17 protein-coding genes are annotated in these 14,836 nt (G+C 54.8%); 13 read left to right on the plus strand and 4 right to left on the minus strand.

Translation table 11 applies throughout. The features are described 5' to 3' along the window. Nucleotides 1-3: 3 nt before the first annotated feature. From hflC to rlmB, 5 genes are all read left to right on the plus strand, one after another. The gene (gene hflC, locus HB631_RS07125) at nucleotides 4-1,035 is read left to right on the plus strand and encodes a protease modulator HflC (protein WP_213990449.1); all 1,032 of its coding nucleotides are present in this window, start codon (nucleotides 4-6) and stop codon (nucleotides 1,033-1,035) included. A gap of 59 nt (nucleotides 1,036-1,094) precedes the next feature. Further along, nucleotides 1,095-1,295, plus strand: coding sequence for a DUF2065 family protein (locus HB631_RS07130; protein WP_213990450.1), 201 nt, complete (start codon nucleotides 1,095-1,097; stop codon nucleotides 1,293-1,295). Nucleotides 1,296-1,397: 102 nt separating this feature from the next. Beyond that, nucleotides 1,398-2,696 carry an adenylosuccinate synthase gene (locus tag HB631_RS07135; protein WP_213990451.1) on the plus strand — a complete coding sequence of 433 codons (1,299 nt, stop codon included), beginning with the start codon at nucleotides 1,398-1,400 and terminating at the stop codon, nucleotides 2,694-2,696. Between the two features lie 463 nt (nucleotides 2,697-3,159). Next, the gene (gene rnr / locus HB631_RS07140; RefSeq protein WP_213990452.1) at nucleotides 3,160-5,619 is read left to right on the plus strand and encodes a ribonuclease R; all 2,460 of its coding nucleotides are present in this window, start codon (nucleotides 3,160-3,162) and stop codon (nucleotides 5,617-5,619) included. A gap of 111 nt (nucleotides 5,620-5,730) precedes the next feature. Next, a complete protein-coding gene (gene rlmB / locus HB631_RS07145) occupies nucleotides 5,731-6,468 on the plus strand; it encodes a 23S rRNA (guanosine(2251)-2'-O)-methyltransferase RlmB (protein WP_213990453.1) in 738 nt (245 codons plus the stop codon). Nucleotides 6,469-6,607: 139 nt separating this feature from the next. On the opposite strand, the gene bsmA is transcribed toward rlmB, so the two are convergent. Next, on the minus strand, nucleotides 6,608-6,916 hold the full coding sequence (gene bsmA, locus HB631_RS07150) for a biofilm peroxide resistance protein BsmA (RefSeq protein ID WP_213990454.1): 309 nt from the start codon (nucleotides 6,914-6,916) through the stop codon (nucleotides 6,608-6,610). A 147-nt stretch (nucleotides 6,917-7,063) separates the two neighbouring features. On the opposite strand from bsmA, the gene yjfP reads away from it, so the two are divergent. From yjfP to rplI, 5 genes are all read left to right on the plus strand, one after another. Beyond that, a complete protein-coding gene (gene yjfP / locus HB631_RS07155; RefSeq protein WP_213990455.1) occupies nucleotides 7,064-7,813 on the plus strand; it encodes an esterase in 750 nt (249 codons plus the stop codon). A gap of 451 nt (nucleotides 7,814-8,264) precedes the next feature. Then, a complete protein-coding gene (gene rpsF, locus HB631_RS07160; protein WP_213990456.1) occupies nucleotides 8,265-8,660 on the plus strand; it encodes a 30S ribosomal protein S6 in 396 nt (131 codons plus the stop codon). A 6-nt stretch (nucleotides 8,661-8,666) separates the two neighbouring features. Continuing rightward, a complete protein-coding gene (priB, locus tag HB631_RS07165) occupies nucleotides 8,667-8,984 on the plus strand; it encodes a primosomal replication protein N (RefSeq protein ID WP_213990558.1) in 318 nt (105 codons plus the stop codon). Nucleotides 8,985-8,988: 4 nt separating this feature from the next. Continuing rightward, on the plus strand, nucleotides 8,989-9,216 hold the full coding sequence (gene rpsR / locus HB631_RS07170; protein WP_048637617.1) for a 30S ribosomal protein S18: 228 nt from the start codon (nucleotides 8,989-8,991) through the stop codon (nucleotides 9,214-9,216). 38 nt (nucleotides 9,217-9,254) lie between these two features. Further along, nucleotides 9,255-9,707, plus strand: coding sequence for a 50S ribosomal protein L9 (gene rplI / locus HB631_RS07175; RefSeq protein ID WP_213990457.1), 453 nt, complete (start codon nucleotides 9,255-9,257; stop codon nucleotides 9,705-9,707). Between the two features lie 57 nt (nucleotides 9,708-9,764). Here rplI and HB631_RS07180 read toward each other — a convergent pair whose 3' ends face one another. Next, nucleotides 9,765-10,283 (minus strand): LysM-like peptidoglycan-binding domain-containing protein, encoded by a 519-nt coding sequence (locus HB631_RS07180; RefSeq protein WP_213990458.1) that lies wholly within the window; start codon nucleotides 10,281-10,283, stop codon nucleotides 9,765-9,767. A 323-nt stretch (nucleotides 10,284-10,606) separates the two neighbouring features. Here HB631_RS07180 and HB631_RS07185 point away from each other — a divergent pair, with 323 nt between their 5' ends. Together HB631_RS07185 and cysQ are read left to right on the plus strand one after the other, a co-directional pair. Continuing rightward, nucleotides 10,607-11,227: a peptidylprolyl isomerase gene (locus tag HB631_RS07185; protein WP_213990559.1), complete on the plus strand. Its 621-nt coding sequence runs from the start codon at nucleotides 10,607-10,609 to the stop codon at nucleotides 11,225-11,227. A 162-nt stretch (nucleotides 11,228-11,389) separates the two neighbouring features. Further along, nucleotides 11,390-12,136: a 3'(2'),5'-bisphosphate nucleotidase CysQ gene (gene cysQ, locus HB631_RS07190; RefSeq protein WP_213990459.1), complete on the plus strand. Its 747-nt coding sequence runs from the start codon at nucleotides 11,390-11,392 to the stop codon at nucleotides 12,134-12,136. A gap of 6 nt (nucleotides 12,137-12,142) precedes the next feature. Here cysQ and HB631_RS07195 read toward each other — a convergent pair whose 3' ends face one another. Beyond that, the gene (locus tag HB631_RS07195; RefSeq protein ID WP_213990460.1) at nucleotides 12,143-12,709 is read right to left on the minus strand and encodes a YtfJ family protein; all 567 of its coding nucleotides are present in this window, start codon (nucleotides 12,707-12,709) and stop codon (nucleotides 12,143-12,145) included. 292 nt (nucleotides 12,710-13,001) lie between these two features. Here HB631_RS07195 and HB631_RS07200 point away from each other — a divergent pair, with 292 nt between their 5' ends. Then, nucleotides 13,002-13,208, plus strand: coding sequence for a DUF1107 domain-containing protein (locus tag HB631_RS07200; protein WP_213990461.1), 207 nt, complete (start codon nucleotides 13,002-13,004; stop codon nucleotides 13,206-13,208). Between the two features lie 165 nt (nucleotides 13,209-13,373). On the opposite strand, the gene HB631_RS07205 is transcribed toward HB631_RS07200, so the two are convergent. Then, a complete protein-coding gene (locus HB631_RS07205; RefSeq protein ID WP_213990462.1) occupies nucleotides 13,374-14,705 on the minus strand; it encodes a hemolysin family protein in 1,332 nt (443 codons plus the stop codon). Between the last annotated feature and the right edge of the window lie 131 nt (nucleotides 14,706-14,836).

Consider the following 14,836-nt stretch of genomic DNA (forward strand, 5'->3'; position numbering starts at 1 on the left):
CCGATGCGCAAGTCAGTTATAGTTATTATTGTCGTGGTATTGGTGGCGCTGTACACCTCGATGTTTGTCGTCCAGGAAGGCCAGCGCGGCATCGTACTGCGTTTTGGCAAAGTCTTGCGCGACAGGGAAAACAAACCTGAAATATTCAATCCCGGCCTGCATTTCAAAATACCTTTTATCGAGACGGTGAAAACGCTGGACGCGCGTATCCAAACCATGGAAAACCAGGCGGATCGCTTTGTCACCATGGAGAAAAAGGATCTGATCGTGGATTCCTACATCAAATGGCGCATCAGTGATTTCAGCCGTTATTACCTGGCGACGGGCGGCGGTGACGTTTCCCAGGCCGAAGTCTTGCTGAAACGAAAATTCAGCGACCGGTTGCGTTCCGAACTCGGTCGGCTGGACGTCAAGGGTATTGTTACCGATTCGCGTAATCGGCTGATGACCGACGTGCGGCAGGCGTTGAACACCGGTTCAGCCGGTGACAGTGAAGTGGAAACCACGGAAGCGGACAATGCCATCGCCTCGGCGGCGGCACGGGTTGCCCGTGAAACCAACGGCGCCCAACCGGCGGTGAATCCCAACAGCATGGCGGCGCTGGGTATTGAAGTGGTGGATGTGCGCATCAAGCAGATAAGCCTGCCGGCTGAAGTCTCAGATGCCATATTCCAGCGTATGCGGGCAGAACGTGAAGCGGTGGCGCGTCGTCATCGTTCCCAGGGACAGGAAGAAGCGGAAAAACTGCGGGCGGCGGCGGATTATGAAGTCACCCGCACCCTGGCGGAAGCGCAGCGTACGGCGTTAATCACCCGCGGCGAAGCCGATGCCGAGACCGCGCAGTTGTATGCCAACGCGTTTGGCGCGGATCCGGCTTTCTTCACCTTTATCCGCAGCCTGCGCGCCTATGAAAACAGTTTTAGCGGCAACAACGATATTATGGTCTTTAGCTCGGACAGCGATTTCTTCCGTTACATGAAGTCGCCCGATGTTGCCATACCGGCCACCCCGGCTACTCCGGCCACCCGGCCCTAACAAATACATAATGTTTTCACCAAGGCCCGTTGACGCGGGCCTTTTTTTTCGAGGTTCTCATGAATCCTACAGTTTGGATGGCGTTGGGACTGGTGTTGGTTCTCGAAGGGTTGGGACCGATGCTGTTTCCGGCGGTATGGCGCAAGATGATCGGTTCCATGACGTTGCTGCCCGATAAATTATTGCGTCGCTTCGGCGGTGGGTTAGTTGTGGCCGGCGGTGTAATCTACTACATGTTGCGTAGCAGAATGGGAGGGTGATCCCACTCACAAAAAACAGTCAATATTGATGTTAAAAAGTACTGAAAGCCACCCACCGAGATGTTAGAATCCTTTTTTAAGCAATCTGGTGAAAATTGAGAGATGGGTAAGAACGTTGTCGTACTGGGCACCCAATGGGGTGACGAAGGTAAAGGCAAAGTCGTAGACTTGCTGACTGAGCGGGCTAACTATGTTGTTCGCTATCAGGGCGGACATAATGCCGGTCACACTTTAGTTATCGACGGTGAAAAAACCGTACTTCATTTGATCCCTTCAGGTATTTTACGTGCAAACGTAACCAGCATTATTGCCAACGGCGTGGTGTTATCCCCCGAAGCGTTAATGAAAGAAATGGGTGAACTTGAGGCTCGTGGTATACCGGTACGCGAACGATTACTTATTTCAGAAGCTTGTCCCCTCATACTCTCTTATCATGTTGCCCTGGATATGGCCCGCGAAAAAGCCCGTGGCGACAAGGCCATCGGTACCACCGGCCGGGGTATCGGCCCGGCTTATGAAGATAAAGTCGCGCGCCGGGGATTACGCGTGGGCGATCTCTTCGACAAAAAAACCTTTGCCCTCAAACTGAAAGAAATCGTCGATTATCATAATTTCCAGTTAGTGAATTATTATAAAGTCGAACCGGTTGATTATCAGACCATCCTTGATGATATTCTGGCGATTGCCGATATTATTACCGGCATGGTCGTCGATGTTTCCGACCTGCTGGATAACGCCCGCAAACGTGGCGATCTCATCATGTTCGAAGGCGCCCAGGGCACGCTGCTGGATATCGATCACGGTACCTATCCCTATGTCACTTCTTCCAATACCACCGCCGGCGGCGTTGCTACCGGTTCGGGACTTGGACCGCGTTATGTGGATTACGTCTTGGGTATCGTCAAGGCCTATTCTACCCGCGTGGGAGCCGGCCCTTTCCCCACCGAGCTCTTTGATGATGTCGGCGAATACTTGAGCACCAAGGGCAACGAGTTCGGCGCCACCACCGGCCGTCGCCGTCGTACCGGCTGGCTGGATGCGGTTGCCGTTCGGCGCGCGGTTCAGATCAATTCGCTTTCCGGTTTTTGCATGACCAAGCTGGACGTATTGGACGGCTTGAAAGAGGTTAAAATCTGCGTCGCTTATCGCATGCCTGATGGACGTGAAGTGAAAATCACCCCGCTGGCCGCCGAGGGTTGGGACGGCATCGTACCCATTTATGAAACGCTGCCGGGCTGGAGTGAATCCACCTTCGGCGTGAAAGAGTTCGACAAGCTGCCGGAGGCCGCGCGCCGCTACATTCGCCGGGTTGAGGAAGTGACTGAAGTGCCGGTGGATATTATCTCAACGGGGCCGGACCGGACCGAGACCATGATATTGCGTGACCCTTTTGACGCATAATGGCGGTGAATCAGTAAAATTCTGATAATTGCAACAAACCGGGCAAGTCCCGGTTTGTCTTTATTTATTAATTGGTTACCCTTTTCAGTGACTTTTTTGCCTACGCCACCTGATGACAAGTCTTATAGCCTGTTCGGTTCCTAAAGGTTACTCTTATTACATCTGATCAAAGGGCGTGCGGATAAGTCGCCAATGCTGACCAATCATATACCCAATGGATTTCGAGTTTCAGCAAGGCTAACACAGCTGCAACTTGTAAGAGGAAGGGTTATAACGCGGAATATTGTCCCCATCACTGCCTGCCGGTGGACACTGGTATTGCTGCGGGCCTTTCGATATTTTCACAGGTCGTTAAATCATGGCGCCGGTCTGATTTGGTGGTGAAAAATCCGCCGCTTTATATATTATTGCTTGTTGAATGACATCGGCACAGCAACCTGTTTTAGACAATGGAGGTAGCGCAATGTCTCAAGATCCCTTTCTCGAACGAGAGGCGGAAAAATACGAATTCCCCGTCCCGAGCCGGGAATTCATCCTGGACCATTTGGCCAAACGTGAGACGCCGGTCAGCCGCGAAGAGCTGGCCCAGGATTTAGATATCACCGGCGAAGATCAAATCGAAGGTCTGCGCCGCCGTCTGCGTGCCATGGAGCGCGACGGACAGCTTATTTTTACCCGTCGGCAATGTTACGCACTGCCTGAACGCCTGGATCTGCTGCGCGGTACTGTTATCGGCCACCGCGACGGGTTCGGCTTTTTACGGGTCGAGGGCCGCAAGGACGATTTATACCTCTCCGCCGAACAAATGAAAATGGCGATCCACGGCGACGTGGTGCTGGCGCAACCGCTGGGAGCTGACCGTAAAGGCCGCCGCGAAGCGCGCATCGTGCGGGTCTTGGTACCCAAAACCAGTCAGATTGTCGGCCGGTATTTTACCGACGCCGGCAGTGCGTTTGTGGTGCCCGACGATAGCCGGTTGAGTTTCGATATCCTTGTGCCGCCGGAAAGTACCGGCGGGGCCCGCATGGGGTTTGTCGTGGTGGTTGAGCTGACCCAGCGTCCCACCCGTCGCACCAAGGCCATCGGCAAGGTGACGGAGGTCCTCGGGGACAATATGGGGACCGGCATGGCGGTGGATATTGCCGTACGTTCCCACGATATTCCCTATACCTGGCCGCCGGAAGTGGAAAGCCAGGTGGCGACGCTGAAAGAAGAGGTGCCGGAGGAGGCGAAGCGCGGCCGGGTGGATTTACGTCCGCTGCCGCTGATGACCATCGACGGCGAAGATGCGCGGGATTTTGATGATGCGGTGTTCTGCGAAACGAAACGCGGCGGCGGATGGCGTCTTTGGGTAGCCATCGCGGATGTGAGTTATTATGTCCGGCCGAATACCCCGCTGGACAACGAAGCCCGCAGCCGGGGAACATCGGTCTACTTCCCCTCGCAGGTCATTCCCATGCTGCCGGAAGTGCTCTCCAACGGATTGTGCTCGCTGAATCCGCAGGTTGACCGGTTATGCATGGTGTGCGAGATGACCGTCTCGGCGCAGGGCCGGCTCTCATCCTACAAGTTTTATGAAGCCGTGATGAATTCCCATGCGCGGCTGACCTATACCAAGGTCTGGCAAATACTGCAGGGCAACGAAGAGCTGCGCGAGCAGTACCGGCCGCTGGTCAAGCCGATGCAGACCCTGCATGAAATGTATAAGACGCTGGATCAGGCGCGGATGCAGCGCGGCGGCATCTCGTTTGAAACCGATGAGGCCAAGTTTATCTTCAACGCCGAGCGGCGTATCGATCGTATCGAGCCGGTCACGCGCAATGACGCGCATAAGCTTATTGAAGAGTGCATGATCCTGGCCAATATCGCCGCGGCGCGATTTGTGGAAAAAAATGAAGAGCCGGCCCTTTACCGGGTGCACGATCGTCCCAGCGACGATCATATTACCGCGCTGCGCAGCGTGCTGGGCGAGCTGGGACTGACCCTGGGGGGCGGAGCGAAGCCCGAGCCGAAGGATTACGCCGAAATGATGAATCTGGTGGCCGGTCGCCCGGATCACGAGATGCTGCAAACCATGTTGCTGCGTTCGATGAAACAGGCGATTTATGATCCGGAAAACCGCGGCCATTTTGGATTGGCTTTGCAGGCTTATGCACATTTTACCTCCCCTATACGGCGCTATCCGGATCTCTCTTTGCACCGCGCCATAAAATATTTATTGGCGAAACGGGATGGAGAGGCCGTCGGTCGTACCACCACCAGTGGCGGCTGGCATGCTGAAATGGCGGAAATGTTGCAGCTCGGTCAGCAGAGTTCAATGAGCGAACGCCGCGCTGATGAAGCCACCCGCGACGTGGCGGACTGGCTAAAGTGTGATTTTATGCAGGATCACGTGGGAGAGGTGTTCAGCGGTATTATCGCCAGCGTGACCGGTTTTGGCTTTTTTGTACGCCTGAACGATTTATTCATCGACGGCCTGGTGCACGTTTCCACTCTGGATAACGATTATTACCGTTATGACAATATCGGCCAGCGTCTGATTGGCGAGTCTGGCGGACGAGTCTACCGGCTGGGTGATGTAGTGGAAATCAAGGTTGAAGCGGTCCATATGGATGAACGCAAAATCGATTTTTCCCTGATATCCAGCCATCGCCAACCCCGGGGCGCGGGTAAAACCGAGCGCGTTCGGGCGCAGCACGCGGCACGCGGGGCCAACGGCGAGGGTAAACCCCCCCGCCGTCGGCGCTCAAGCAAAAAGCCGGCTAATTTCGAACCGGATAGCGCATTTCGTCCCGTCGAACCCCAGGACGGAAAAGTGAAAAGCAAGCCGGTAAAATCCAAAGCGAAAACGGCGCCCGCCGAGGGCGCGGAGTCGGCTAAACCCAGACGCAGCAGGAGAAAAACCGGCGCCGCCGGGAAATAACGTAATAACGGCGCCTCCCGCGCGCTGCAATCCACCCCTGCCGTCAACAGGCGGGGTGGATGCTGGAATAGACCCCGGGTGTGAACATCCCTACTTGAATAAAAGATCAACATGAGCGAAATCATTTACGGCATTCACGCCGTTAAAGCTTTATTGGACCGCGATCCGCAACGTTTTCTCGATGTTTATATCCTGAAAGGACGCGACGATCGTCGCCTGCATGCCCTGATTGTCGAGCTGGAAGCGGCGGGAATTGTCATTCAGGTAGCGAACCGGCAGTGGCTTGATGAAAAAGTCGAAGGGGAGGTGCATCAGGGTATCGTGGCGCGGGTCCAGGAAGGACGGCAGTTACAGGAAAACGATTTGCCCGGCTTGCTGCAACAGCACGCCGCTCCTTTTCTGCTGGTGCTGGACGGCGTCACGGATCCCCATAATCTGGGAGCCTGCCTGCGCAGTGCCGACGCCGCCGGCGTGCATGGGGTGATAGTCCCGCGGGATCGTTCCGCTCCCCTTAGCGCCATCGCCAAAAAGGTCGCCAGCGGCGCGGCGGAGACCGTGCCCTTGATTCGTGTCACTAACCTGGCGCGAACGCTGCGTTTGTTGCAAGAAAACAATGTCTGGGTTGTCGGCACCGCCGGTGAGGCGGATCATGACCTGTACCAGAGCAAGCTTACCGGTCCGTTGGCCCTGGTAATGGGCGCCGAAGGGGAAGGCATGCGCCGCTTGACCCGCGAGCATTGCGATGAGCTGATAAGCATCCCCATGGCGGGTTCGGTCTCTTCGCTGAACGTGTCGGTAGCGACCGGCGTCTGCCTGTTCGAGGCGGTACGCCAGCGTCAAGTCAGCTAGGGGCAGCGATACTCGGGCGTCAAGCATCACCGGCGCTACGCCGGCGTTGAATCGGCAAGAGGTCGTGGTACGCCGGCGTCAATAATCAGCACCCTGTCATAGCGGTCAATGGACGACCGCTATGACGGCATGGTGACGCTTAACGATACAATATGACATCAGCGCGCCATTTGCCCGAGGTCACCAGTTCCGATAACGCGACAATCTGGTAATAGGTGGCATGAGCGGCATTGGCCTTGACGCGAACCGCATGCTCGACGTCCATCGGGCTGCCGCGTCTTACCACGGTGATTCGGTCGAGAACCTGCAGTGACCCGGCCTGATCGCGCTGGATTTCCTGCGCCTGATGGGTGGGCGGCGGCGGCGGGACCGGTTTGCCTTCCAATATACTGCACCCTGTAAGGGCCAGCAAACCGAGGGCGGTAACCATAACGGATAGCGGTTTCATGGGATATGTGCCATTAAGTTCAACATGAGTAGTATATCCCAGTATCCGGCGCTTCGGCCTTGATGCGCATTAAAAATCAAAAGGCCGCCGACCCATAACAAGGCTTGAGTTTTGCCGGTTCCCCTGTGGCTGTTCAAAGGAGGTATTATGGTTGAGATGCATCAGGAATCCATCGACGGCGTCGAAGTGATACATGCGGTACCGGCAGGTCTTTACTCGCAGCCGCTGCCGACGATTTTCTTTTATCATGGGTATACCTCCTCCAAAGAAGTGTACAGCTATTTTGGTTATGCCCTGGCAAAAGCCGGGTTTCGCGTTATTTTGCCGGACGCCCCCATGCACGGCGCCCGTTTTAGCGGCGATGAACAGCAGCGCCTGGGGCATTTCTGGGACATCCTGCGGACGAATATCGATGAATTACCGGTCTTGAAAGCCCATTTCCAACAACAGGGGCTGATTGACCCGGAACGTATCGGTGTTTGCGGCGCATCCTTGGGCGGCATGACCGCGCTGGGGGCCATGGCCCGTTACCCCTGGCTAAAGGCGGCGGCGGAATTCATGGGATCCGGCGATTATCTGCGGCTTGCCAAAACCTTGTTTCCGCCGGTACCATTAACCTCGTCCTCCCGTCAAAAGGAATTTGAACAGCGTATGGCCCCCCTGGCTGAGTACGAGGTATTCCACCAGTTGGATAAGCTCGGCGATAGGCCCCTGCTGCTCTGGCACGGCGACGCCGACCCGCTGGTGCCGGCGGAGGAAAGCCGCCGGCTGTATCAGGCGCTGGTGGCGCAGGGGAGCGATAGCCGGGTGACCTATATTACCGAACCCGGCATCGGGCATAAAATCACGGTGTCCGCCCTGGCGGCGGCGGTGTTTTTTTTCCAGCGTAATTTGTGATTTCGCCGCCCGGCCACGGATCCAAGGCAGAAAAAAGCCCCTCTAGGGGGCTGAATATGAAGACATGTTTTTATTTTTGTATATCCCCTGGTGTTGGGATATCGGGATAACCTTATGCTGTTCCGACCGGTGGCGGCGCATCTCAGGTCAAATTCAAGTTATTTAGTATATGACAGACTGCCATAGGGAGAAATAATACTTTATTGATTGAGTTAATCAGTTTTTTTGACATAAAAAGACTTTTTTAAATAGTTTATTTGCTAATTAATGACTGCCTATATTATTAGGCCGCCGCCGCCAGGCTGTGGACACAATCAGTCCTTGTATTCCCGCCCCCATAAATGTAAGATTGCGCGTCATTTTTCGACCGCACAATTATCACGTTCCTTGCTTCCATGGGCCGCGGTTGACCCGGACAGGAGGCTGAATAATCCGTAAGGAGCAATTCTGTATGCGTCATTACGAAATCGTTTTTATGGTACATCCTGATCAAAGCGAACAGGTTGCCGGCATGATTGAGCGCTATACCGCTGTTATCACCAATGCGGAGGGTATCATTCATCGTCTGGAAGACTGGGGCCGTCGTCAGCTGGCTTACCCAATCAACAAACTGCACAAAGCTCACTATGTTCTGCTGAACGTAGAAGCCACGCAGGAAGTGATTGATGAGCTGGAAACAAACTTCCGCTTTAACGACGCCGTTATCCGCAGCATGATCATGCGCGTTAAGCATGCCGTCACCGAAGCTTCACCCATGGTGAAAGCGAAAGACGAACGTCGCGATCGTCGTGAAGATTTCGCCACCGAAGTCAACGATGATAATGATGCTGGGGATTCTGAAGAGTAATTGATGATGGCGGAAAACCGACTGATGTTGTCCGGCACCGTGTGCAAGTCACCGATTCGGAAGGTCAGCCCGTCAGGTATTCCTCACTGTCAGTTTGTGCTTGAGCACCGCTCGCAGCAACAGGAAGCCGGTTTTTCACGACAAGCATGGTGCCGTATGCCCGTGGTGGTCAGTGGAAAACAATCACAAGAGATTACTCAAAGTATAACGGTCGGTACGCAGCTTACCATTCAGGGTTTCATTTGTTGCCATCAAGGCCGCAACGGACTGACCAAAATGGTGCTGCATGCCGAGCAGATTGAATTGATAGATTCTGGAGACTAGCCATATGGCACGTTATTTCCGTCGTCGTAAATTCTGCCGTTTCACCGCGGAAGGCGTAATTGAGATCGACTATAAAGACATCGCTACGCTGAAAAACTACATCACCGAAAGCGGTAAAATTGTCCCGAGCCGGATTACCGGTACTCGTGCCAAATACCAACGCCAGTTGGCTCGTGCTATCAAACGCGCGCGCTACCTGTCTCTGTTGCCGTACACTGATCGTCATCAGTAATCGGTCACTGTCCAATAAGACTTTGAGAGGATAAGGTAATGCAAGTTATTCTGCTTGATAAGATTGCCAACAAGGGCAAATTAGGCGATACGGTTGACGTTAAAGCGGGCTATGCCCGTAACTACTTGGTACCGCAAGGCAAAGCCGTTCCGGCCACCAAGAAAAACGTTGCTGAATTCGAAGGGCGTCGCGCCGAGCTGGAAGCCGAAGTGGCCAAGGTTCAGGCCGAAGCACAGGCTCGCGCCGATAAAATCACTGCGCTGGGCAGCGTCACCATCGCGTCTAAAGCAGGCGATGAAGGTAAACTGTTCGGTTCTGTGGGCACCCGCGATATCGCCGAAGCCATCACCGCCGCCGGCGTTGCCGTCGCCAAAAGCGAAGTGCGCCTGCCGAATGGCGTTTTGCGTACTATCGGCGATCACGATATCTCCATCCAGGTTCATGGCGAAATTTTCGCTACCCTTGATGTGGTTGTGGTAGCTGAAGCCTAATCGAACGATTAAGCGATAGTAAAACTACAAACGCCGGCGAAATGCCGGCGTTTTGCATTAATTGCGTATATAGCTGCCGTCGGTTTGGCGGACGAACCTCACGCGGGTGGTGGGGCTGGTTTCAATTTCAAGTGATGTGACCACTCCCTGGGGATTCACATGAATATCCACCTGCTGGCCGGCATGTAAACTGCTGAGCGGCTTATCGTCTCCTTCCGCCTGCGCCATGGCAAAAACGTCCGCAACCGGCAGATTGTGTTCGCGGAACAATTGCGCCAGAGTTTGCCCATCAGCTATCCGATAGCGCTGAAGCTGGCCGTTGGCTGGCGCTGTCGGCGCGGCGGGGGGAGCCGGCGCGTTATTGACGATTTCCGCCTGCATCACCCCCCCAGGCCCGGTCTGGTCGGCCACCTGCGGCGGCGGCGGGGTAGTGTCGCTGGGGGAATAGGGCCAAAGTATGGCCAGCAGGATAACGGCGGCGCAAATCAGGATCCCGCGCCGGTGAAACAAGGGTAAAGGTCTCATCCATTTGAACTGTTCAGGCAGATACCATAATTTTTTTAGTGGAGTCAGCATTGGACGGCCTGCTGTTTCGGAATTATCATCGGGTCGCGGGCGTCGTGGCCACTTCCATTTGATCCCGCTAAATCCTGGCACGGAAAACGCCGGGTTCTTGTTTTTCCCGGGCGCAATTCTGCCCATGATAACCTCTCTTGCAATGGTTTTTTTCTAACCCGGGGAAGTATAAAGCGGAGCACACTGAACCTCCATGCTTAATTGACCCTGACTGCGAAGCAATCCGCCTGAGGCGGGACACATTATCATCATAGAGGATTTTACCCGAAACGCCCGCGCTGTTATGCTGCGCCTTACGCTTTTTATCAATTCAAGGATAAATGATGACTACACCTTCTTTAGACAGCGTCGAAGCCCAGGCCAGTTACGGTATTGGCTTACAAGTGGGCCAGCAGCTGCAGGAGTCGGGGCTGGAAGGGCTATTGCCGGAAGCGTTGCTGGCAGGGCTAACCGACGCGTTGGAGGGCCATGCGCCGGCGGTGCCGGTGGACGCCATTCACCGGGCGCTGCGTCTGATCCACGAGCGCGCCGATGCGGTGCGTCTGGAACGTCAGCAGCATTTGGCGGTGGCGGGGAAGCAGTTTCTTGAAGCAAATGCCAAAGAGGAGGGGGTCAGCCAGACCGAATCCGGTTTACAGTTCAAAGTGCTGCAGCAAGGCGAAGGGGCGATACCGTCGCGCCAGGATCGGGTGCGCGTTCACTACACCGGACGCTTGCTGGACGGCACGGTATTCGACAGTTCGGTACAGCGCGGCCAGCCGGCGGAGTTTCCGGTTAACGGCGTCATCCCGGGATGGATTGAAGCTCTTACCTTGATGCCTCTCGGTTCCCGGTGGGAACTCTATATCCCCCAGAACCTGGCCTATGGCGAAAGGGGTGCGGGGGCGTCCATTCCGCCGTTCAGCGCCCTGATTTTCGAAGTCGAATTGCTTGAAATCCTCTGATAACCTCGCCGGGGTAATTTTCACTCTGCCCCGGCCTTGCCGCCCGCCGATGGAATGGCTTTTCGCAGGAAATAACACTAGTCTGATACATTATGTATACCCAATAGCTTTCAAGCTGCAGCTTGAAGGATGACGGGTAGGGTGGAAAATGTGAGGTGTGCAATGATCGAACAGATTAGCCGGCTGGCGCGTGAAGCGGGAGCGGCTATTATGCAAGTCTATGACGGGGATATGCCCCTTGAACTGACCCATAAGCAAGACGCGTCGCCGTTAACCGCGGCGGATTTGGCCGCGCATGAGGTTATTGCCAACGGGCTCGGCGCTCTGGCGCCGGAGATCCCGGTATTGTCAGAAGAAGATCCTCCCGCCTGGGAGATCCGACGCGGCTGGACTCGCTACTGGCTGGTTGACCCTCTGGACGGCACCAAAGAATTTTTGCGGCGCAACGGCGAATTCACGGTGAACATTGCGTTGATTGAGGAAGGTCTGCCGGTGATGGGCGTGGTCTATGCTCCGGCCACCGATATTTTATATGCGGCCGATAGAGACCATGCCTGGAAAATCACCGCGGACGGCCAGCGGCTGGATATTCATTGTAAAGAAGCCCGGCCGCCGCTGGTGGTGGTAAGCCGCTCTCATAGCGACGATCGGGAGTTGCAGGATTATCTGGCGCAGTTGGGCGAGCATCAGACGGTGTCCATCGGTTCATCCTTGAAATTTTGCCTGGTGGCGGAAGGCAGCGCGCAGTTGTACCCGCGCTTCGGACCCACCAGCGTTTGGGATACCGCCGCCGGACATGCGGTAGCCGCCGCCGCCGGTGCGCTGGTCAACGACTGGACCGGTCATGCGCTGGATTACCATCCCCGCGAATCCTTTTTGAATCCGGGCTTTCGGGTGTCGTTGTTCTAACACCCTTTACATTGCACCGCGGGGTAACAGGCGGTGCAATAAATCGATAACCTGCTGTATATCCTGCAGCGTCAACGCCCCCTCCTTGATATAGCGAATCCTCCCACGGGTATCCAGCACCACAATCGCCGAACTTTTGGCCTGTAAGCCCCATGCCCGGCGCACGTCGCCGTGGCTATCAAGGATAAACTGGGATGCGGGGGACATTTTTTTATTGTTTTCCAGCCAGTTGCGTGAATAAGCCACACTACCGAACAAGGCGTCGTCCCCATTGACGATAGTCGTCGTTTGGTAATATTTCTCCGGTAAATTAGCTCCCTTGACGGATTCAATCATGGCGGCGTTCATCTCGCTGGCGGATGTGCGGGCGGCCATATGCTGGACCAGATGAACTTTTCCTTTCAACTGCGCGCTATTCCAGAATTTATAGCTAAACTCGTTATTCTGGTAGAGCAGCTCTCCCTGTTCGGCGACGCCCACTTTGGGCAGAAGGGCGCCGAGATGCAGATTATGGGCTTGCAGACCGAACGGTAAAAACAGGGCAAATATCAGCAACCAGTGACGGCAGTGCATGAGACGGCTCCTTCAATTGAGCGGGCAAGGCCGCCGGCGTTGTTCAGGGACCTTGCCCGGGGTCGCCCCGTTGCCGCGCCCGCTGTGGGGGGCATATTCAGAATAAAAGTACTGCTTCAAGTGATAGGGCTTTTATAGCGTTCTGTCAAATTATGTAAATCCAGCTTAGCGTCCTGAAACTGCGTGAACTAATGCACATATGGCCACTCTTAATAAATGGTAGTGTTAGTACTCTTGCCAACCGGCGTTTCGCAGGGCAGGACGACGTTAATAACGGGAGCAACGTAAAAAAATGAGAATCTTCCATCGCTATAACGCTATTAAGGTAGCAACCTATGTTAAGACCTTATTTCGCGGCAGAATCTATATCAAGGGGTTCGGCGCCTTTGAGTTTGATAAAGGTAAGATACTGGTGCCCAAGGTCCGCGATAAGCAGCATTTCCATGTTATGTCCGAAGTAAACCGGCAGGTTATGCGATTGCAGTCCGAGATGGCCTGACGGCCTTGCCCCTGCGGGATGCCTTGCATCAGCAGGGGCGGCCCTTCTTTCTCAGGTTTGCTCTACTCCCCACTACTGCTCACATCAGCCGCAAGTTCTCAATGAAGCGGGCGCAGTTCCCTGTTAGGCTGCTTTGGAGAAGTCATAAGCAGGCGCATTTCCCTGTCACGCCACGTTGGACTTGCCGGAGGTCGGCGCCAGCACCAGAGTGGACTTCTCTTCCAGTCGGGTGACCAGCAATTGATCGATTTTATAGCTGTCGATATCCACCACTTCAAATTTAAATCCGGCATAACGGACAAAATCGGTGCGTTTCGGGATCTTGCGCAGCATGAACATCATAAAGCCGCCGATGGTTTCGTAATTGCCCGCCTGGGGAAATTCATCGATATGCAGCACCCGCATGACGTCGTCAATAGGCGTACCGCCCTCGATAAGCCAGGAGTTCTCGTCCCGGGTGACAATCTGTTCTTCCAAGCCCTGGCCCACCAGATCCCCCATCAGTGTGGTCATTACATCGTTCAAGGTAATGATACCCACCACCAGGGCATATTCGTTCAGGATCACGGCGAAATCCTCACCGGCGGTCTTGAAGCTCTCCAATGCTTCCGACAGCGTCAGCGTATCCGGCACAATCAGCGCCGAACGGATCTGCACGCCGCTGTTCAATGCCAGGCTTTGATTGCCCAGTACGCGATTCAGCAAATCCTTGGAATCCACGTAACCGACGATATGATCGATATTGGCGTCGCACACTAAAAACTTGGAGTGGGGATGGGTTGAAATCTTTTCTTTTATATTGTCTTCGGTCTCACGCAAATCAAAGAATATAATGCTCTCCCTGGAGGTCATGGAAGACGGCACCGTCCGCGACTCAAGCTCGAACACATTTTCAATCAGCTCGTGTTCCTGCTTGCGCAGCACCCCGGCCAGCGCGCCGGCTTCCACCACCGCGTAGATATCGTCGGAAGTGATATCCTCTTTGCGCACCATCGGCAGTTTCAACAGGCGGAAGATAAGGTTGGCCAGGCCGTTGAATACCCATACCAGCGGACGGAATACCAACAGACAGAAGCGCATGGGGTTGATGATCCGGACGGCGCAAGCCTCCGGTGAAATCATACCGATGCGTTTCGGGGTCAGGTCGGAGAACAGTATAAACATGCTGGTCACCAGGGTGAACGAGCAGATAAAACTGATACGATCCGCCAGCTCCGGGGACATGAACCGCACCAGCAGGGCGGCGAAAGAGGGTGAAAAAGCCGCATCGCCCACGATACCGCCGAGGATGGCCACCGCATTAAGGCCAATCTGAATCACGGTAAAAAATATACCCGGCGTTTCCTGGAGTTTCAGCACGCGTTGGGCATTGATATTGCCCTCGTCGGCCATGAGTTTAAGCTTGATTTTGCGCGAGGCGGCCAGGGAGATTTCCGATACGGAAAAAAATGCGCTCACCGCGATTAATAGCAAAATAAGCAGGATACTGTTTAGCATAGTGACCGCCTCGGGCTGACGTTCATACCTTTCATCTTTCAAGCTGCGGCGGCGTTGGCTGCGCCCGCTCACCCCAGTCACTTAGTCATCTAAGCTCCTGAGGTTCACGGGCTTGCCGCCTTGCCGCAACT

Origin of the sequence: Sodalis sp. dw_96 (assembly GCF_018449575.1) — a bacterium.
GTDB lineage: Bacteria > Pseudomonadota > Gammaproteobacteria > Enterobacterales > Enterobacteriaceae > Acerihabitans.

Excerpts from the sequence above, each read along its gene's own strand:
- hflC (WP_213990449.1), top strand. The coding sequence starts at position 4 with ATGCGCAAGTCAGTTATAGTTATTATTGTCGTGGTATTGGTGGCGCTG.
- HB631_RS07130 (WP_213990450.1), top strand. The coding sequence starts at position 1,095 with ATGAATCCTACAGTTTGGATGGCGTTGGGACTGGTGTTGGTTCTCGAA.
- HB631_RS07135 (WP_213990451.1), top strand. The coding sequence starts at position 1,398 with ATGGGTAAGAACGTTGTCGTACTGGGCACCCAATGGGGTGACGAAGGT.
- rnr (WP_213990452.1), top strand. The coding sequence starts at position 3,160 with ATGTCTCAAGATCCCTTTCTCGAACGAGAGGCGGAAAAATACGAATTC.
- rlmB (WP_213990453.1), top strand. The coding sequence starts at position 5,731 with ATGAGCGAAATCATTTACGGCATTCACGCCGTTAAAGCTTTATTGGAC.
- bsmA (WP_213990454.1), bottom strand. The coding sequence starts at position 6,916 with ATGAAACCGCTATCCGTTATGGTTACCGCCCTCGGTTTGCTGGCCCTT.
- yjfP (WP_213990455.1), top strand. The coding sequence starts at position 7,064 with ATGGTTGAGATGCATCAGGAATCCATCGACGGCGTCGAAGTGATACAT.
- rpsF (WP_213990456.1), top strand. The coding sequence starts at position 8,265 with ATGCGTCATTACGAAATCGTTTTTATGGTACATCCTGATCAAAGCGAA.
- priB (WP_213990558.1), top strand. The coding sequence starts at position 8,667 with ATGGCGGAAAACCGACTGATGTTGTCCGGCACCGTGTGCAAGTCACCG.
- rpsR (WP_048637617.1), top strand. The coding sequence starts at position 8,989 with ATGGCACGTTATTTCCGTCGTCGTAAATTCTGCCGTTTCACCGCGGAA.
- rplI (WP_213990457.1), top strand. The coding sequence starts at position 9,255 with ATGCAAGTTATTCTGCTTGATAAGATTGCCAACAAGGGCAAATTAGGC.
- HB631_RS07180 (WP_213990458.1), bottom strand. The coding sequence starts at position 10,283 with ATGCTGACTCCACTAAAAAAATTATGGTATCTGCCTGAACAGTTCAAA.
- HB631_RS07185 (WP_213990559.1), top strand. The coding sequence starts at position 10,607 with ATGACTACACCTTCTTTAGACAGCGTCGAAGCCCAGGCCAGTTACGGT.
- cysQ (WP_213990459.1), top strand. The coding sequence starts at position 11,390 with ATGATCGAACAGATTAGCCGGCTGGCGCGTGAAGCGGGAGCGGCTATT.
- HB631_RS07195 (WP_213990460.1), bottom strand. The coding sequence starts at position 12,709 with ATGCACTGCCGTCACTGGTTGCTGATATTTGCCCTGTTTTTACCGTTC.
- HB631_RS07200 (WP_213990461.1), top strand. The coding sequence starts at position 13,002 with ATGAGAATCTTCCATCGCTATAACGCTATTAAGGTAGCAACCTATGTT.
- HB631_RS07205 (WP_213990462.1), bottom strand. The coding sequence starts at position 14,705 with ATGCTAAACAGTATCCTGCTTATTTTGCTATTAATCGCGGTGAGCGCA.